The organism is Streptomyces sp. NPDC045955 (genome assembly GCF_056430805.1).
Map to the genome: position 1 here is coordinate 21,850 of NZ_JBWKKY010000038.1, position 13,025 is coordinate 34,874.

Here is a 13,025-nt window from a genome sequence, read left to right on the forward strand (position 1 = left end):
TCAGTTCTCCTCGGACGCCGCCGGAGCGCCGTCGTAGCGGGTCCGGATCACGTCGAACCGCTTCATGCGTTCCAGTACGGACTCCGCCGTCGGCCGCCGCATCTCGTCGACGATCCGGCCGTCCCCGAGGAAGAGCACCAGGTCGGAGTGGGCGGCGGCGCCCGGGTCGTGGGTGACCATGACGACGGTCTGCCCGAGCTGGTCCACCGCCTCGCGCAGGAAGCCGAGCACCTCCAGGCCGGCGCGCGAGTCGAGGTTGCCGGTCGGCTCGTCCGCGAAGATCAGCTCGGGCCGGGAGGCCAGCGCCCGCGCGCAGGCCACCCGCTGCTGCTGGCCGCCGGAGAGCTGCGACGGCCGGTGCCTGAGGCGGTCGCGCAGGCCGAGGGTGTCGATCACCTGGTCCAGCCACTTCTCGTCGGGTTTCTTGCCCGCGATGTCCATGGGCAGGGTGATGTTCTCCAGCGCGTTCAGGGTCGGGATGAGGTTGAACGACTGGAACATGAACCCGATCCGGTCGCGGCGCAGCCGCGTCAGGTCGCGCTCCCGCAGGCCCGTGATCTCCGTGTCGCCGAGCCATACCTGGCCGGCCGAGACGGTGTCGAGCCCCGCCAGGCAGTGCATCAGCGTGGACTTCCCGGAACCCGACGGCCCCATCACCGCGGTGAACCGGCCGCGGACGATGTCGACGTCCACCGCGTCGAGCGCGAGCACGGTCGTCTCGCCCGAGCCGTACGCCTTGGTCAGACCGCGGGCCCGGGCCGCGACCCCGTCGGCCGACGCAAGGCCGGGGACGTGCTCCGCAGCAGGTGTGGACAAGGCCGCCTCCTCATGGTGGACGTCGGATTTCGTCACCTTGCCCGAGCGTAATGTGACGCGGCCCACACTCGGTATCCTCCTCGGGTCGGAGTCCCGCCCTTGCCGGTGCTAGCGCTCCCGCGCTAGCTTCAAGGGTATGGCGAAGACCCAGCTGAACGTGCGAGTCGACGAGGGCACCGCCCGAGCCGCCCGCGAGCGCGCCCTGGCCCGCGGCATGAGCGTCAACCGCTACATCGAGGAGCTGGTCCGACAGGACACCGGCGAAGTGGGCCACACGTTCGTGGAGGCCGCCGCCGACTTCATGAAGCAGTACGAGTCCGTCTTCGCCGAGGAGTTCGATGGGGGTGCCCCCGCTCGAGCGAAGCCGAGAGTGGGGGAGGACCGCGAGGGCACGCGCGAAGGTCGTCACTGAACCCTTGAACAACCTTCGGATCGACCTCGCCTGGCTGCTGATGCTCGCCGAGCAGAAAACCCCGGGAGACCCCCAGGTCACCGACTGGGGAGCCCTCGTCGCCGCCGTCGCACGCCAGCAGGCCTCCATATTCGACGTCCCCGTCTACGACAGCCCGCACGCCCGCGCCGCCGCGCTGCTCCAGCTCCTGATCCACGTCCCCGCGCTGGAACGCTCCAACGCCCTGTTCGCCTCCGCAGTCGCCTACGCGTACCTCGTCGCCAGCGGCGCCAAGGTCGTCACCTCACCCGAGCAGGTCCGCGACCTCGCCCGGCTGGTCAAGAGCGGCGAGGCGTCCGTGCGGGACATCGAGCAGGAGCTGCGCCAGTGGAGCCTGTGACCGGCCCGGCGACTATGCAAGGGCCGGGCGCCACGCCGTGCCCAGCACGCAGAACGAAGTGGGCAGCGTCGGCCCCTCCTCCGGCATCATCACCTGCCGGTAGGGGCCGAGTTCGAACCCGGCGTCCCGCAGCGCCCGCACCGGCTCCCGCGCCAGGTGGCAGCCCCCGTTCAGCACCGGCCACACCGTCCGGTCCAGGGCGCGCTGGCTGAAGGTCATCACCCGGCCGCCGCCCCGGCCGTGCTCGAAGAACCGCACCTCACCGCCGGGCCGCAGCACCCGCCGGAGCTCCCCGAGCGCCCGGGGCACGTCCCGCACGCTGCAGAGCACCAGCGAGACCACGGCCGCGTCGAAGCCCTCGCTCTTCACCGGCAGCGCCTCGGCCGCCCCCGGCACCACGTCCACCGGCACCTCCGCGCGCAGGGCGGCCTCCACGGCCAGCTGCCGCAGCCGCCGCTCCGGCTCGATGGCCACGACCTCCGAGACGGTGCCCGGGTAGTGCGCGAAGTTCAGCCCGTTGCCCGCGCCGATCTCGATCACCCGCCCCGACAGCCCACCGAGCAGTCTCTCGCGCACCCGGCCCATGCCCATCCGCGTCTCGGCGGTGACACTGATCCGGGCGTAGTAACGGGCGAACAGCGGATGATGCACGGCATCCCGTGACACCTTGCCGGAACGGGCGGGGCGGAGCGGCATGAGAGACCTCCTGACGAGGCGGGCCTTACGGCGATTGTCCCCCGGCCGAGCCCGGCCCACCCCTGCCGTCTACCGCAGGAGTACGCGGGCCAGCACCGGCCGATGGTCACTTCCCGTCGCGCCCAGTGCCGACACCTCCGTCACCTCGACGCCCCGCCCCAGCACCTGGTCGATCCTCGCCACCGGCAGGGAGGCCGGCCAGCTGAACGCGAACCCCGAGGCCGGGGCGCCCAGTCGGGAGGTGAGCGGACCGAGCCCCCGGTCGTGCACCGTGCCGTTGAGGTCGCCGGCCACCAGGAGCCGGCCGGCCGGGTCGTCCGCGATCCGGGCCCCGAGCAGCGCCGCGCTCCCGTCGCGGGCCGCCGAGGCGAACCCCGTCGGACCCAGCCGGACGGACGGCAGATGGACCACGTACACCGCGACCTCCCCGGCGGGCGCGGCCACCGTGGCCCGCAGGCCGCGCTGCCAGCTCTCCGGGAAGCCCTCGGGCCGGATGTCCACGGGCCGCACGTCCGAGAGGGGGTGGGCCGACCAGAGTCCGACCGTGCCGTGGACCGCCCGGTGCGGATGGGACGCGCCCAGGGCGTCCTCGACCACGGGCCGCAGCGCGGGCGTCAGCTCCTGCACGGCCACCAGTTCCGCGCGAGTGGCGCGCAGCGCCCGCGCGGTGCCCGCCGGGTCGGCGTTGTCGTCGGCCACGTTGTGCTGGACGACGGTCAGGTCGTACGACTCCGGCGGCGAGGAGAACCACAGCCCGCCGAACATCCCCAGCCAGACGGCCACGGGCACCAGGCAGGCGAGCAGCCCCGCCACCGACCGCCTGAGCCCGCCGAGGCAGCCGAGGACAGGCACGGCCACGCCGAGCCACGGCAGGAAGGTCTCCAGCAGGCTCCCCAGACGCCCGGCACCGTTGGGCACGGCGGAGTGCAGGGCGAGCACACCGGCGACACCGAGGCCGCCCGCGACGAGCCAGGCGTCCCACGGCCGTCCGCCCCTCACTCGCGTCTTGCCTAGCCGAGTTCCGCCGCCAGCAACGCGGCCGTCTTCGCCACCAGCGCGTTGTCGGCCGGGGCGTCTTCCTCGGGCTGGGTCGTCAGGACCGACAGCACGATCGGGGCGCCGTCCGGCGGCCAGGTGAGGCCCACGTCGTTGGAGCCGCCGTACCGTCCGCCGCCCGTCTTGTCGGCGACCAGCCAGCCGGCGGGCAGGCCCTTGCGGAACCTGTCGTCGCTCGTGGTGTTCCGCAGCAGCCAGTCCGTGAGCCGTGCCCGGTCCCGGGGCTCCAGCGCGTTGCCGAGCACGAGACGGGCGTAGGTCAGGCCGATCGCCCGGGGAGACGTCGTGTCGGTGACGCGCCAGGGCTCCGCGGAGTTGAGCTCGGGCTCCCACCGGTCGAGCCGGGTGACACCGTCACCGATCGAGCGGGCGAAGCGCGTGATGGCGGTCGGCCCGCCCAGCTCCTTCAGGAGCAGGTTGCCCGCGGCATTGTCGCTGAAGCGGATGGTGGCGTCGCACAGTTCGCCGACCGTCATGCCGGTCGCGAGGTTCTCCTGGGTGACGGGGGAGTGCCCCGACTTCGTGACGTAGTCCTGGGTGTAGCGGATGCGCCGGGCCAGGAACGCGCCGTCGTGGTCGAGGTCGCGCAGGACTGCCGCGGCGGCGAGCGTCTTGAACACCGAGGCCATCGGGAAGCGTTCGTCGGCCCGGTAGGCCACCGTCCGGCCCGTACGCATGTTCCGCGCGTACACGCCGAGCCGGGCGGTGTGCTCCCGCTCCAGTTCCCTCAGCCGTGCGGTGACGCCGCCCGTGGCGGTTAAGGCATGGGCCGTGCCGCCGCCCAGCGACAGAGCGGCGGCGGCGCCCAGCGCGAGGGCCGTGCGGCGGGACGGGCGTGGGTGTGTGCTGTGCACGGTGTTCCCTTCGGAGGTGATCACGTACGTAGTCCAACACGCGATCACGTCCGCGCCGGTTTCACCGCGCGCCCGCCCGGAACTCTCAGAACGCCGGAGGAGCCTGACGTACCTGGAACGCCGCCGCGTCCCACGTGCCGTCCAGGCGCGGCGCCAGCCAGTGCGGCGCGGCCGCCCGGAAGGCGGCGGGGGCAAGGGCCCCCGACCCGGCGGGAACGGAGCCCAGCAGCGGCGCCCCGGCCACGTCCGGCAGGTCCGCGAGATTGCAGCGCGCGGCGAGATCCGGCGCGGCGGGCCAGCTCCCGATCACGATCCCGGCCAGGTCCAGCCCCTGGGAGCGGAGCTCACGTGCCGTCAGCTCCGTCGTGTTCAGGGTGCCGAGCCCCGCCGACGCCACCACCAGCACCGGCGCCGACAGCAGCCGGGCCGCGTCCGCCAGGGTGCCGCCGGCCGGGTCGAACCGTACGAGCAGTCCGCCCGCGCCCTCGACGAGCACCAGATCGTGCTCGGTGGCCAGCTTGGCGGCGGCCTCCGCGACCTCCTGCGGGTGCACGGGGGCGCGACCGGCCCGGCGGGCGGCCGTGGCGGGCGCCAACGGCTCGGGATAGCGGGCGACTTCCGCCGTCGTCACGGCACCCGCGAGCCGCGCGACCTCGGCGGCGTCCCCCGGCTCGTCCGGCCGCACGCCCGTCTGGGCGGCCTTCAGCACGGCCACCGAACGGCCGGACGCCAGCGCCGTCGCGGCCACCGCGGCGGTCACGACCGTCTTGCCGACCTCCGTGCCCGTGCCCGTGATCACCAGTACCGACATGTCATCCCTTCCGCGCCGCCGCGCACACCGCCCGCGCGATCCGCGCCACGTCCGCGTCACCCGTCACGTACGGCGGCATGGTGTAGATCAGATCACGGAACGGACGCAGCCACACGCCCTCGCGCACGGCCGCCTCCGTGGCCGCCTTCATGTCCACCTCGTGGTCGAGCTGGACGACCCCGATGGCGCCGAGAACGCGCACGTCCTTCACGCCCGGCAGGTCAGAGGCCGCCGCGAGCCCGTCCCGCAGCCCCGTCTCGATCCGCTTGACCTCGGTGCGCCAGTCCTGGCCGAGCAGCAGCTCGATCGAGGCGCAGGCCACCGCCGCCGCCAGCGGATTGCCCATGAACGTCGGGCCGTGCGCGAGCACCGGCACCTCGCCGCGCGAGATGCCGTCCGCCACCCGCGAGGTGCACAGCGTCGCCGCCATGGTCAGGTAACCGCCGGTCAGCGCCTTGCCCACGCACATCACGTCCGGTGTCACGGCCGCGTGCTCCGCAGCGAACAGCGCGCCCGTGCGGCCGAAGCCGGTCGCGATCTCGTCGAACACCAGCAGCACGTCGTGCGCGTCGCACGCCTCGCGCAGCACCCGCAGATAGGCGGGGGAGTGGAACCGCATACCGCCCGCACCCTGCACCACCGGCTCCACGATCACCGCGGCCAGCTCGTCGGCGTGCCGCTCGACCGCCGCGCGCACCTGCTCGGCGTACGACTCCTCGTACCCGGCCGGAGGCGGACCGACGAACACCTGACGCGGCAGTACCCCGCTCCACAGCTCGTGCATCCCGCCCTCGGGATCGCACACCGACATCGGCTGCCAGGTGTCGCCGTGGTAGCCGCCGCGCCAGGTCAGCAGCCTCTGCTTGCGGGGGCGGCCCAGCGAGCGCCAGTACTGGAGGCACATCTTGACCGCGACCTCGACCGACACGGACCCGGAGTCGGCGAGGAACACATGCTCCAACCCCTCGGGCGACATGTCGACAAGGAGCTTCGCCAGCCGTACGGCGGGCTCGTGGGTGAGCCCGCCGAACATCACATGGCTCATCCGCTCCAGTTGCCCGCGCGCAGCCTCGTTGAGCACCGGGTGGTTGTAGCCGTGGATCGCCGACCACCAGGACGACATGCCGTCGACCAGCTCTCCCGAGCCGTCGGCGAGCCGCAGCCGCACCCCGCTCGCCGACTCCACGACGAGCGGTTCCTGCCGGCCGGGCATCGGGCCGTACGGGTGCCACACATGCCGCCGGTCGAGCTCCAGCAGCTCGGGCACCGTCAGCTCGGGCACCGTGCCCTCATGCATTGGGCGCGAGGTCCGTTCCGGCACCCCGGCGACGGACGGCGACCAGGTCGGTACGGGGTTCCGCGGCCGTGCGGGGCTCGGCGGCTTCCGGAGCAGCGGTGGAACCGCAGACGCCGCCACTCCCCTCGGCACCGCACACTCCACCCCCGTCGTGGCAGCCCCCGGCAGCCCGGTGCTCCGGCAGCGTCACCTGGTCGGTGCCCTCCACCTCGAACCCGGCGTCCGCGATCATCTCCAGGTCGGCCTTGCCCGCCTGGCCCTCGGTGGTGAGGTAGTCACCGAGGAAGATCGAGTTGGCCAGATGCAGGGCGAGCGGCTGCATCGAGCGCAGATGGACCTCCCGGCCGCCCGCGATGCGCACCTCGACGTCCGGGCACACGAAGCGCACCATGGCCAGGATCCTCAGGCAGCGCTGCGGCGTGAGGTTCCACTCCTTGGCGAGCGGGGTGCCCTCGACCGGAATCAGGAAGTTGACCGGAACCGAGTCCGGGTCCAGTTCGCGCAGCGAGTAGACGACGTCGACCAGGTCCTCGTCCGTCTCGCCCATGCCGGCGATCAGCCCGGAGCAGGCGGACAGCCCTGCCGCGTGGGCCTTCTCGACGGTGTCCACGCGGTCGGCGTAGGTGTGCGTGGTGGTGATCTCCCCGTACGTCGCCTCGGACGTGTTGAGATTGTGGTTGTAGGCGTCGGCGCCGGCTTCGCGCAGCCGCTCGGCCTGTCCGTCGGAGAGCAGCCCGAGGCAGGCGCACACCTCGACGCCCTCGTTGTTCTCCTTGATCGCCCTGATCGTCTCGGAGACCCGGTCCACGTCCCGGTCCGTGGGACCGCGCCCGCTGGCCACCAGGCACACCCGCTTGGCGCCCCCGGCCACCCCGGCCGCCGCCGCGTCGGAGGCCTGGTCCGGTTTGAGCCACGTGTACTTCAGGATTCCGGTCTGGGAGCCGAGCCGCTGCGAACAGTAGGAGCAGTCCTCGGGACACAGGCCGGATTTCAGGTTGACGAGATAGTTGAGTTTCACCCGCCGGCCGAACCAGTGCCGGCGCACCTTCCCGGCCGCGGCCACCACATCGAGCAGGTCGTCGTCGGACGTCGCGAGGACGGCCAGTGCCTCTTCTCGGCTCGGCAGCTCGCGCCGAAGCCCCTTGTCCACCAGCGTGTTCAGCAGGTCCATGGAAGCCGATCCTGTCCTACGGAGGCGCCCGGGGCAAAGGAGGCTTCGGACAATAGAGTCGCTTCGAGGTGTGGGTATTGCCACACACTGACCTGCCGGAGCTCCCGCTAGTGTCTGTGCACTGCCTACAAATTCCCCGGAGGACCACCCATGGCGTTCGGCTGGATCGACGAGCAGGCGCGGCTGCGCCGCCGTGCCGGACTCGTACGGACTCTGCGCCCCCGTCCGGCCGTTTCGCCGCTCCTCGACCTGGCGAGCAACGACTATCTGGGCCTGGCCCACCATCCCGAGGTCACCGAGGGCGCGGCCCGGGCCGCGCGGCTCTGGGGCGGCGGCTCGACCGGCTCCCGGCTCGTGACCGGCAGCACCGAACTGCACGCCGAACTCGAACAGGAACTGGCCGATTTCTGCGGTGCCGAGGCGGCCCTGGTCTTCTCCTCCGGCTACGCGGCCAACCTCGCGGCGGTCACCGCGCTGGCCCCGCACGGCTCCCTCGTCGTCTCCGACGCGGGCAACCACGCCTCGCTCATCGACGGCTGCCGGCTGGCCCGCGGCACGACACAGGTGGTGGCGCACGCCGAGCCGGCCGCCGTGCGCAAGGCGCTGCACACGCACGAGGGCCCGGCGATCGCCGTGTCCGACACGGTCTTCTCGGTCGACGGCGACGCGGCGCCGCTCGCCGCGCTCGCCGAGGCGTGCCGGGAACACGGTGCCGGACTGGTGGTCGACGACGCCCACGGCCTGGGCGTCCTCGGCGACGGAGGCCGCGGCGCCCCGCACGCGGCAGGGCTCGCGGGCGCCGACGACGTCGTCGTGACGGTCACGCTGTCCAAGTCGCTCGGCAGCCAGGGCGGAGCCGTCCTCGGCCCCGCCCGGGTGATCGACCACCTGGTCAACGCGGCACGGACGTTCATCTTCGACACGGGTCTCGCCCCCGCGGCGGCGGGGGCGGCCCTGGCGGCCCTGCGGCTGCTGCGCCGCGAGCCGGAGCGCGCGGCACGGGCCCGCGCGGTGGCGGGCGAGTTGTACGCCCGCCTGACCGCCGCGGGTCTGGAAGCGGTGCGTCCCGACGCCGCGGTGGTCTCCGTGCGGGCGCCCTCTCCCGAGGACGCCGTGCGCTGGGCGGCCGAGTGCCGCGCGGCGGGTCTGACCGTGGGCTGCTTCCGTCCTCCTTCCGTGCCCGACGGCATCTCACGGCTCAGGCTGACCGCCCGCGCGGACCTGACCGGGGAACAGATCGAACGCGCTGTACGACTGATCGGCGAGACGCGGCCATGAGTCGGCGTGACACGGCCGTGCGTCGCTCGACGACGGACTGATCCGAAGTGGTTCGGACGTAGCCCGGATGCGGCTCAGACGCGGTCGATCGCGGCCGTGAACTCCGCCCAGCTCCTCGGAGAGAAGAGCAGGGCGGGCCCGGCCGGGTCCTTGGAGTCGCGCACGGCGAGCAGTCCGGCCCAGGGCGGGACGTCCGGACGCGCGGTCTCTACGCAGTTGTTCGCGCCGGTGCTGTAGCTGCTGCGCAACCACCGCACACCGTGCAGTTCGATGCTTGAGGGGACGTGACGAGGCAGTGCACGCATGGTGCCTCCTTACGCGCCGGCGGCTGTCCCGGCGATGAAATCCAACGAGTCCTCGGGCGAAAGGGCGTGGATCTGAAGGGCGTTGAAGGCCTCCGTGTAGGCCTGGAGGTCTTCTTTCCGTTCGAGGTAGAGGCTACTCGTCAAGTGGTCGAGAACAACCACATCCAGATCAGATGTGCTCGAAAATGAGAAGATAACGAAAGGGCCGGTGACGCCGATGTGCGCTCCGGCGGCGAACGGCAGCACCTGGAGCCGCACCTGGGGCAGCCGCGCCGCCTCGACCAGCCTCTCCAGCTGCCGGGCCATGACCCCCGGTCCGCCCACCTCCCGCCGCAGCACCGCCTCGTCCAGGACGGCGCTCAGCTCCAGCGGCGGATCCGCGCGCAGCACGTCCTGCCGGGCCAGCCGCACCTCGACCAGAGTGTCGAGCCGGTCTTCAGACAGGCCCTCCACCGCGGCCTTCGTCACCGCACGCGCGTACTCGGGCGTCTGGAGCAGCCCCGGGACGACGGTGGTCTCCAGCGTGCGCATCGCGCCGGCCTGCGACTCCAGGCTGATGAAGTCCCGGTAGGTGGGCGGCAGCACCCCGCGGTAGGCGTGCCACCAGTGGGTCCGGCCGCCGCTGTCCTCGGATCCCGCCAGCATCATGAGCAACTCGCGCAGCTGCCTGTCCGCCACGGCGTACGCGTCGAGAAGTAACCGCACATCGGCCGGTTTCACCCCACTCGTGCCCGTCTCGATTCGGCTGACCTTCGACTGGTGCCAGCCCACCAGCCGGGCCGCCTCACCGCTGGTGAGCCCCGCCGAGGTGCGCAGCGCGCGAAGTTCGGCGCCCAGTTTCCGGCGGCGCACCGCGGGACCGTGCTGCATGGGCTGCTCCTTACTCCTTCCGAGCCACCCAAATACGGTTTCGCGTCGTAGAGTTCACCGCTTTGAGCGACAGATATATGCATATCTTGGTGGATCGTCGCCCTTGAGGGGTGTTCCAGTGGCACTCTGGCGACGAAGCACCAGTCCGGGACCGTACTCGAACCTTCCGCGCCGTGTCGGACTGCGGTCCCGTGAGAAAGGGACGACGCCGCCATGGCAGACCATCTGGAAGCATCCGTCACTCTGCCGAGCGATCCCGCCTCGGTCTCCGCAGCGCGCGCCTACGTCGTGGGCACGCTGGCGGAGTGGGGCCTGCCGGCGGACACGGAAGTGTCCGACTCCATCCGGCTCATCATCTCCGAACTCGCCACCAACGCCGTCCAGCACACTCTCGGACAGTCCCCCACCTTCACGGTGGATGTCGCACTCGACCGCGACGAACACCTGCGCATCGGTGTCACGGACGGCCACCCGCGGTTCCCCAGACGCCTGCCTGCCGCCGTCCAGCAGGACAACGGCCGCGGCCTCGTCATCATCCGCTGGCTGACCGCGGAATGCGGGGGCAGGCTCAGGATCCGCCCCACCCGCGAGGGCGGCAAGACCATCTCGATCGAACTCCCGTGGACCGTCCCGGCGCAGCCCGTGCCGACGGCAAGGAAGCAGCAGCCGTGACCTCACCGCGTCTGTGACGTGTGCCGCGCGCGGCCGAACGCCCCGCGCAACAAGGCCCGGAAGGCCTCCACGGCAGGCGCCGCCTCCTCGCCCCGGTAGGCGACGGAGATCGTACGGCGCAGCTCGCCCGCCCCGAGCGGGCGCACCCCGACCGGCGTGACCGACGTCCGCGCCACCATCTCCGGTACGACGCCGACCCCGAGACCCGCGCTGACCAGCGCGCACACCAGCGCATACCCGGGCGTCGAGACGAGGACCGACGGGCTGGCCCCGGCCCTGGCCAGCGCCGCCTCCACACCCTGCCGGGACGGATGCTCCGGCGCCATGCTGATCAGCGGCTGACCCGCCAGTTCCGTCAGGGGAAGCCTGGACGTGCCGTCGGCGAGGGCATGACCCGGGGCGGTCACCAGCACCAGTTCCTCGACCAGCACCGGCTCCGAGCGGACGGAGGCGGGGAGCGCCAGGGCGTCGGCGGGCTGGTACGTGTGGGTCAGCGCCAGGTCGATCTCACCGGCGGCCACGGCCGCGACACCGGTCGGCGGTTCGTAGTCGGCCACGGACAGCTCCACATCCGGATGGGCCCGGCGGAAGGCGCTGAGCACCGGCGGCAGCAGATGGATGCCCGCCGTCTGGAACGTGCCGAGCCTGAGGACGCCGCCCGACAGACCGGCCAGCCGGGCCAGTTCGTGACGGGCCAGCTCCAACTCGTCGAGCACCCGCCGGGCCCGTGCCACCAGCAGCTCGCCCGCGCCCGTCAGCCGCGCCCCGCGGTGATGCCGGACCAGCAGCGCGGAGCCCGCCTCCCGCTCCAGCTTCGCCAGTTGCTGGGAGAGCGCGGGCGGGGTGTAGCCGAGACGCTCGGCGGCCCGGGTGATGGACCCGGCCTCCGCGACGGCGACCAGCGCCGCGAGCCGGGTCGGGTCGTACATGCGGCTGACCTCCACAGACCAAAGCGATGCTTAAGGGCCACCCAGGATATTCGAAGTACCTGGTGAAGGCTGGGGCCCGGCAGGCTGGCCTTATGGACGCACAACTCATCGCCTTCACGGGGGTGGCCGCGGGAATGGTCGCCGTGCCGGGCGCCGACTTCACCGTCGTCGTGCGCAACGCCCTGGTCTCCCGCCGGGCCGGCATCGCCTGCGCCCTCGGTGTCGCAGGCGGGCTGCTGCTGCACACCGCGCTGGCCGTGGCGGGGGTCGCGGCGGTCCTGGCCGCCGTGCCCGCGCTGTTCCGCGCGCTCCAGCTGGTCGGCGGCGGCTATGTCCTGTACCTGGGGGCGCGGACGCTGTGGTCGCTGCGCCGGAACCGTGCCGTGGTCGCCGAAGCCACCGGACCCCGCCGGAACCGTGCCGTGGTCGCCCAAGCCACCGGGACCGCCGCGTTCGCCGCGCGTCCCCTGCGGCAGGGCTTCGTCACGAACGCCCTGAACCCGAAGGCGCCGATCACGTTCCTCAGCCTGCTGCCGCAGTTCGTGCCCGCGGGCAGTCCCGCGCTGCCCCGGACGCTGCTGCTGGCGCTGATCGTGGTGGTCCTGGCCCTGCTGTGGTTCCCGGCCGTGGCACTGCTGGTGGACCGGCTCGGCCGGTGGCTGCGGGAGCCGCGTGCCGCGCGGGCCGTCGAGGGGGTCACCGGCGCCGCGCTGACGCTTCTCGGTGTGCTGCTCCTTCTCGAACCCCTGATGACGGCTGCCTGATGGTGCCGCGCAGCGGCGCGGAGATCCGGGCGGCGCCCTGGGTCGTGGGCTCCTCGGCGGCGGCTTCGGGCCGCTCGGGGCCGCCGTGCGTCTCCTCGCGCAGCCCCGCCCGCCGCACCAGCCGGGGGAGCAGCCCCCACAGTCCGACACAGACCAGGAACGTCGCCGCGCCCGCGGCGATGCCACCGGCCCGACTGGTCGTCACATCCACCACCAGCAGCACGGAACCGCTGAAGGCGAACACCAGTACGGCCAGGCCGGTGGTGGCCAGTCGTGAGGAGACCTGCACGATGCGCGGCTTGGCGCCCTGCTGGAAGAGCGAGCGGTGCAGCGCGGCCGGCGCGGTGAACAGCGCCGCGGCCAGGACCGCCAGCAGCAGCGTGATGACGTAGGTGACGCGCTGGACCGTGTCGAGGGACGTGAAGCGCGAGGTGAACGCGAGCGACAACAGGAACGCGAACAGGATCTGTACGCCCGTCTGGGTGACCCGGAGCTCCTGGAGCAGCTCGACGAAGTTCCGGTCGGCGCGTTGCAGCGGGGTCTCGCCGCGTGCGGTGCAGGGACGGTGCTCGGCCATGGGGGACGGGTAACCACTTGAGGCCGTGTCACGCTCCGGCGTGGGGGGGGGGGGGGGGGGGGGGGGGGGGGGGGGGGGGGGGGGGGTGAGGAGGGAGCGGAGAGGGGGTGTGGGTTTGAGGGCTTTTTAACGCCACCA

At 72.5% G+C, this 13,025-nt stretch carries 16 protein-coding genes; 5 read left to right on the forward strand and 11 right to left on the reverse strand.

Annotated features, from left to right (window positions below; genetic code table 11):
* Entirely contained in the window at window positions 1–816 is an 816-nt protein-coding gene (locus AC07F0_RS39315) for an ABC transporter ATP-binding protein (protein ID WP_436729108.1), read from the reverse strand.
* A 136-nt stretch (window positions 817–952) separates the two neighbouring features.
* Here AC07F0_RS39315 and AC07F0_RS39320 point away from each other — a divergent pair, with 136 nt between their 5' ends.
* Window positions 953–1,228 carry a toxin-antitoxin system HicB family antitoxin gene (locus tag AC07F0_RS39320; RefSeq protein WP_086599502.1) on the forward strand — a complete coding sequence of 92 codons (276 nt, stop codon included), beginning with the start codon at window positions 953–955 and terminating at the stop codon, window positions 1,226–1,228.
* 4 nt (window positions 1,229–1,232) lie between these two features.
* Entirely contained in the window at window positions 1,233–1,607 is a 375-nt protein-coding gene (locus AC07F0_RS39325) for a fic family toxin-antitoxin system, toxin component (protein WP_478985070.1), read from the forward strand.
* A 12-nt stretch (window positions 1,608–1,619) separates the two neighbouring features.
* Here the strand turns inward: AC07F0_RS39325 and AC07F0_RS39330 are convergent, their stop codons facing one another.
* The 6 genes from AC07F0_RS39330 to bioB all read right to left on the reverse strand — a co-directional run bounded on the left by AC07F0_RS39330 (window position 1,620) and on the right by bioB (window position 7,492).
* Entirely contained in the window at window positions 1,620–2,303 is a 684-nt protein-coding gene (locus AC07F0_RS39330; RefSeq protein WP_478985072.1) for a class I SAM-dependent methyltransferase, read from the reverse strand.
* 69 nt (window positions 2,304–2,372) lie between these two features.
* Complete coding sequence (locus AC07F0_RS39335; protein WP_478985074.1) at window positions 2,373–3,302, reverse strand: endonuclease/exonuclease/phosphatase family protein; 930 nt, start codon at window positions 3,300–3,302, stop codon at window positions 2,373–2,375.
* Between the two features lie 11 nt (window positions 3,303–3,313).
* Window positions 3,314–4,213, reverse strand: a complete 900-nt coding sequence (gene bla, locus AC07F0_RS39340; protein WP_478985076.1) for a class A beta-lactamase — start codon at window positions 4,211–4,213, stop codon at window positions 3,314–3,316.
* A gap of 85 nt (window positions 4,214–4,298) precedes the next feature.
* Window positions 4,299–5,024: a dethiobiotin synthase gene (gene bioD / locus AC07F0_RS39345; RefSeq protein ID WP_478985078.1), complete on the reverse strand. Its 726-nt coding sequence runs from the start codon at window positions 5,022–5,024 to the stop codon at window positions 4,299–4,301.
* A 1-nt stretch (window position 5,025) separates the two neighbouring features.
* Window positions 5,026–6,321, reverse strand: a complete 1,296-nt coding sequence (locus AC07F0_RS39350; RefSeq protein WP_478985080.1) for an adenosylmethionine--8-amino-7-oxononanoate transaminase — start codon at window positions 6,319–6,321, stop codon at window positions 5,026–5,028.
* A complete protein-coding gene (bioB, locus tag AC07F0_RS39355; protein ID WP_478985082.1) occupies window positions 6,314–7,492 on the reverse strand; it encodes a biotin synthase BioB in 1,179 nt (392 codons plus the stop codon). The genes AC07F0_RS39350 and bioB overlap by 8 nt, the downstream gene beginning before the upstream one ends.
* Before the next feature lie 150 nt (window positions 7,493–7,642).
* On the opposite strand from bioB, the gene AC07F0_RS39360 reads away from it, so the two are divergent.
* Complete coding sequence (locus tag AC07F0_RS39360; RefSeq protein WP_478985084.1) at window positions 7,643–8,770, forward strand: 8-amino-7-oxononanoate synthase; 1,128 nt, start codon at window positions 7,643–7,645, stop codon at window positions 8,768–8,770.
* A 74-nt stretch (window positions 8,771–8,844) separates the two neighbouring features.
* On the opposite strand, the gene AC07F0_RS39365 is transcribed toward AC07F0_RS39360, so the two are convergent.
* Both AC07F0_RS39365 and AC07F0_RS39370 read right to left on the reverse strand, forming a co-directional pair.
* Window positions 8,845–9,075 (reverse strand): DUF397 domain-containing protein, encoded by a 231-nt coding sequence (locus tag AC07F0_RS39365; RefSeq protein ID WP_478985086.1) that lies wholly within the window; start codon window positions 9,073–9,075, stop codon window positions 8,845–8,847.
* Window positions 9,076–9,084: 9 nt separating this feature from the next.
* Window positions 9,085–9,945: a helix-turn-helix domain-containing protein gene (locus tag AC07F0_RS39370; protein WP_478985088.1), complete on the reverse strand. Its 861-nt coding sequence runs from the start codon at window positions 9,943–9,945 to the stop codon at window positions 9,085–9,087.
* 213 nt (window positions 9,946–10,158) lie between these two features.
* Between AC07F0_RS39370 and AC07F0_RS39375 the strand changes: the two genes are divergently transcribed.
* Entirely contained in the window at window positions 10,159–10,617 is a 459-nt protein-coding gene (locus tag AC07F0_RS39375; RefSeq protein ID WP_478985089.1) for an ATP-binding protein, read from the forward strand.
* 2 nt (window positions 10,618–10,619) lie between these two features.
* Here the strand turns inward: AC07F0_RS39375 and AC07F0_RS39380 are convergent, their stop codons facing one another.
* A complete protein-coding gene (locus AC07F0_RS39380; RefSeq protein ID WP_478985090.1) occupies window positions 10,620–11,546 on the reverse strand; it encodes a LysR family transcriptional regulator in 927 nt (308 codons plus the stop codon).
* Window positions 11,547–11,638: 92 nt separating this feature from the next.
* On the opposite strand from AC07F0_RS39380, the gene AC07F0_RS39385 reads away from it, so the two are divergent.
* Window positions 11,639–12,310, forward strand: coding sequence for a LysE family translocator (locus AC07F0_RS39385; protein ID WP_478985091.1), 672 nt, complete (start codon window positions 11,639–11,641; stop codon window positions 12,308–12,310).
* Here the strand turns inward: AC07F0_RS39385 and AC07F0_RS39390 are convergent.
* Window positions 12,243–12,887: a DUF6328 family protein gene (locus AC07F0_RS39390; RefSeq protein WP_478985093.1), complete on the reverse strand. Its 645-nt coding sequence runs from the start codon at window positions 12,885–12,887 to the stop codon at window positions 12,243–12,245. The genes AC07F0_RS39385 and AC07F0_RS39390 overlap by 68 nt on opposite strands.
* Window positions 12,888–13,025 lie beyond the last annotated feature (138 nt).

Bases quoted from the DNA above. Each gene is read 5' to 3' on its own strand.
- AC07F0_RS39320 (WP_086599502.1), top strand. From the start codon at position 953: ATGGCGAAGACCCAGCTGAACGTGCGAGTCGACGAGGGCACCGCCCGA.
- AC07F0_RS39330 (WP_478985072.1), bottom strand. From the start codon at position 2,303: ATGCCGCTCCGCCCCGCCCGTTCCGGCAAGGTGTCACGGGATGCCGTG.
- bioD (WP_478985078.1), bottom strand. From the start codon at position 5,024: ATGTCGGTACTGGTGATCACGGGCACGGGCACGGAGGTCGGCAAGACG.
- AC07F0_RS39350 (WP_478985080.1), bottom strand. From the start codon at position 6,321: ATGCATGAGGGCACGGTGCCCGAGCTGACGGTGCCCGAGCTGCTGGAG.
- bioB (WP_478985082.1), bottom strand. From the start codon at position 7,492: ATGGACCTGCTGAACACGCTGGTGGACAAGGGGCTTCGGCGCGAGCTG.
- AC07F0_RS39360 (WP_478985084.1), top strand. From the start codon at position 7,643: ATGGCGTTCGGCTGGATCGACGAGCAGGCGCGGCTGCGCCGCCGTGCC.
- AC07F0_RS39365 (WP_478985086.1), bottom strand. From the start codon at position 9,075: ATGCGTGCACTGCCTCGTCACGTCCCCTCAAGCATCGAACTGCACGGT.
- AC07F0_RS39370 (WP_478985088.1), bottom strand. From the start codon at position 9,945: ATGCAGCACGGTCCCGCGGTGCGCCGCCGGAAACTGGGCGCCGAACTT.
- AC07F0_RS39375 (WP_478985089.1), top strand. From the start codon at position 10,159: ATGGCAGACCATCTGGAAGCATCCGTCACTCTGCCGAGCGATCCCGCC.
- AC07F0_RS39380 (WP_478985090.1), bottom strand. From the start codon at position 11,546: ATGTACGACCCGACCCGGCTCGCGGCGCTGGTCGCCGTCGCGGAGGCC.
- AC07F0_RS39385 (WP_478985091.1), top strand. From the start codon at position 11,639: ATGGACGCACAACTCATCGCCTTCACGGGGGTGGCCGCGGGAATGGTC.
- AC07F0_RS39390 (WP_478985093.1), bottom strand. From the start codon at position 12,887: ATGGCCGAGCACCGTCCCTGCACCGCACGCGGCGAGACCCCGCTGCAA.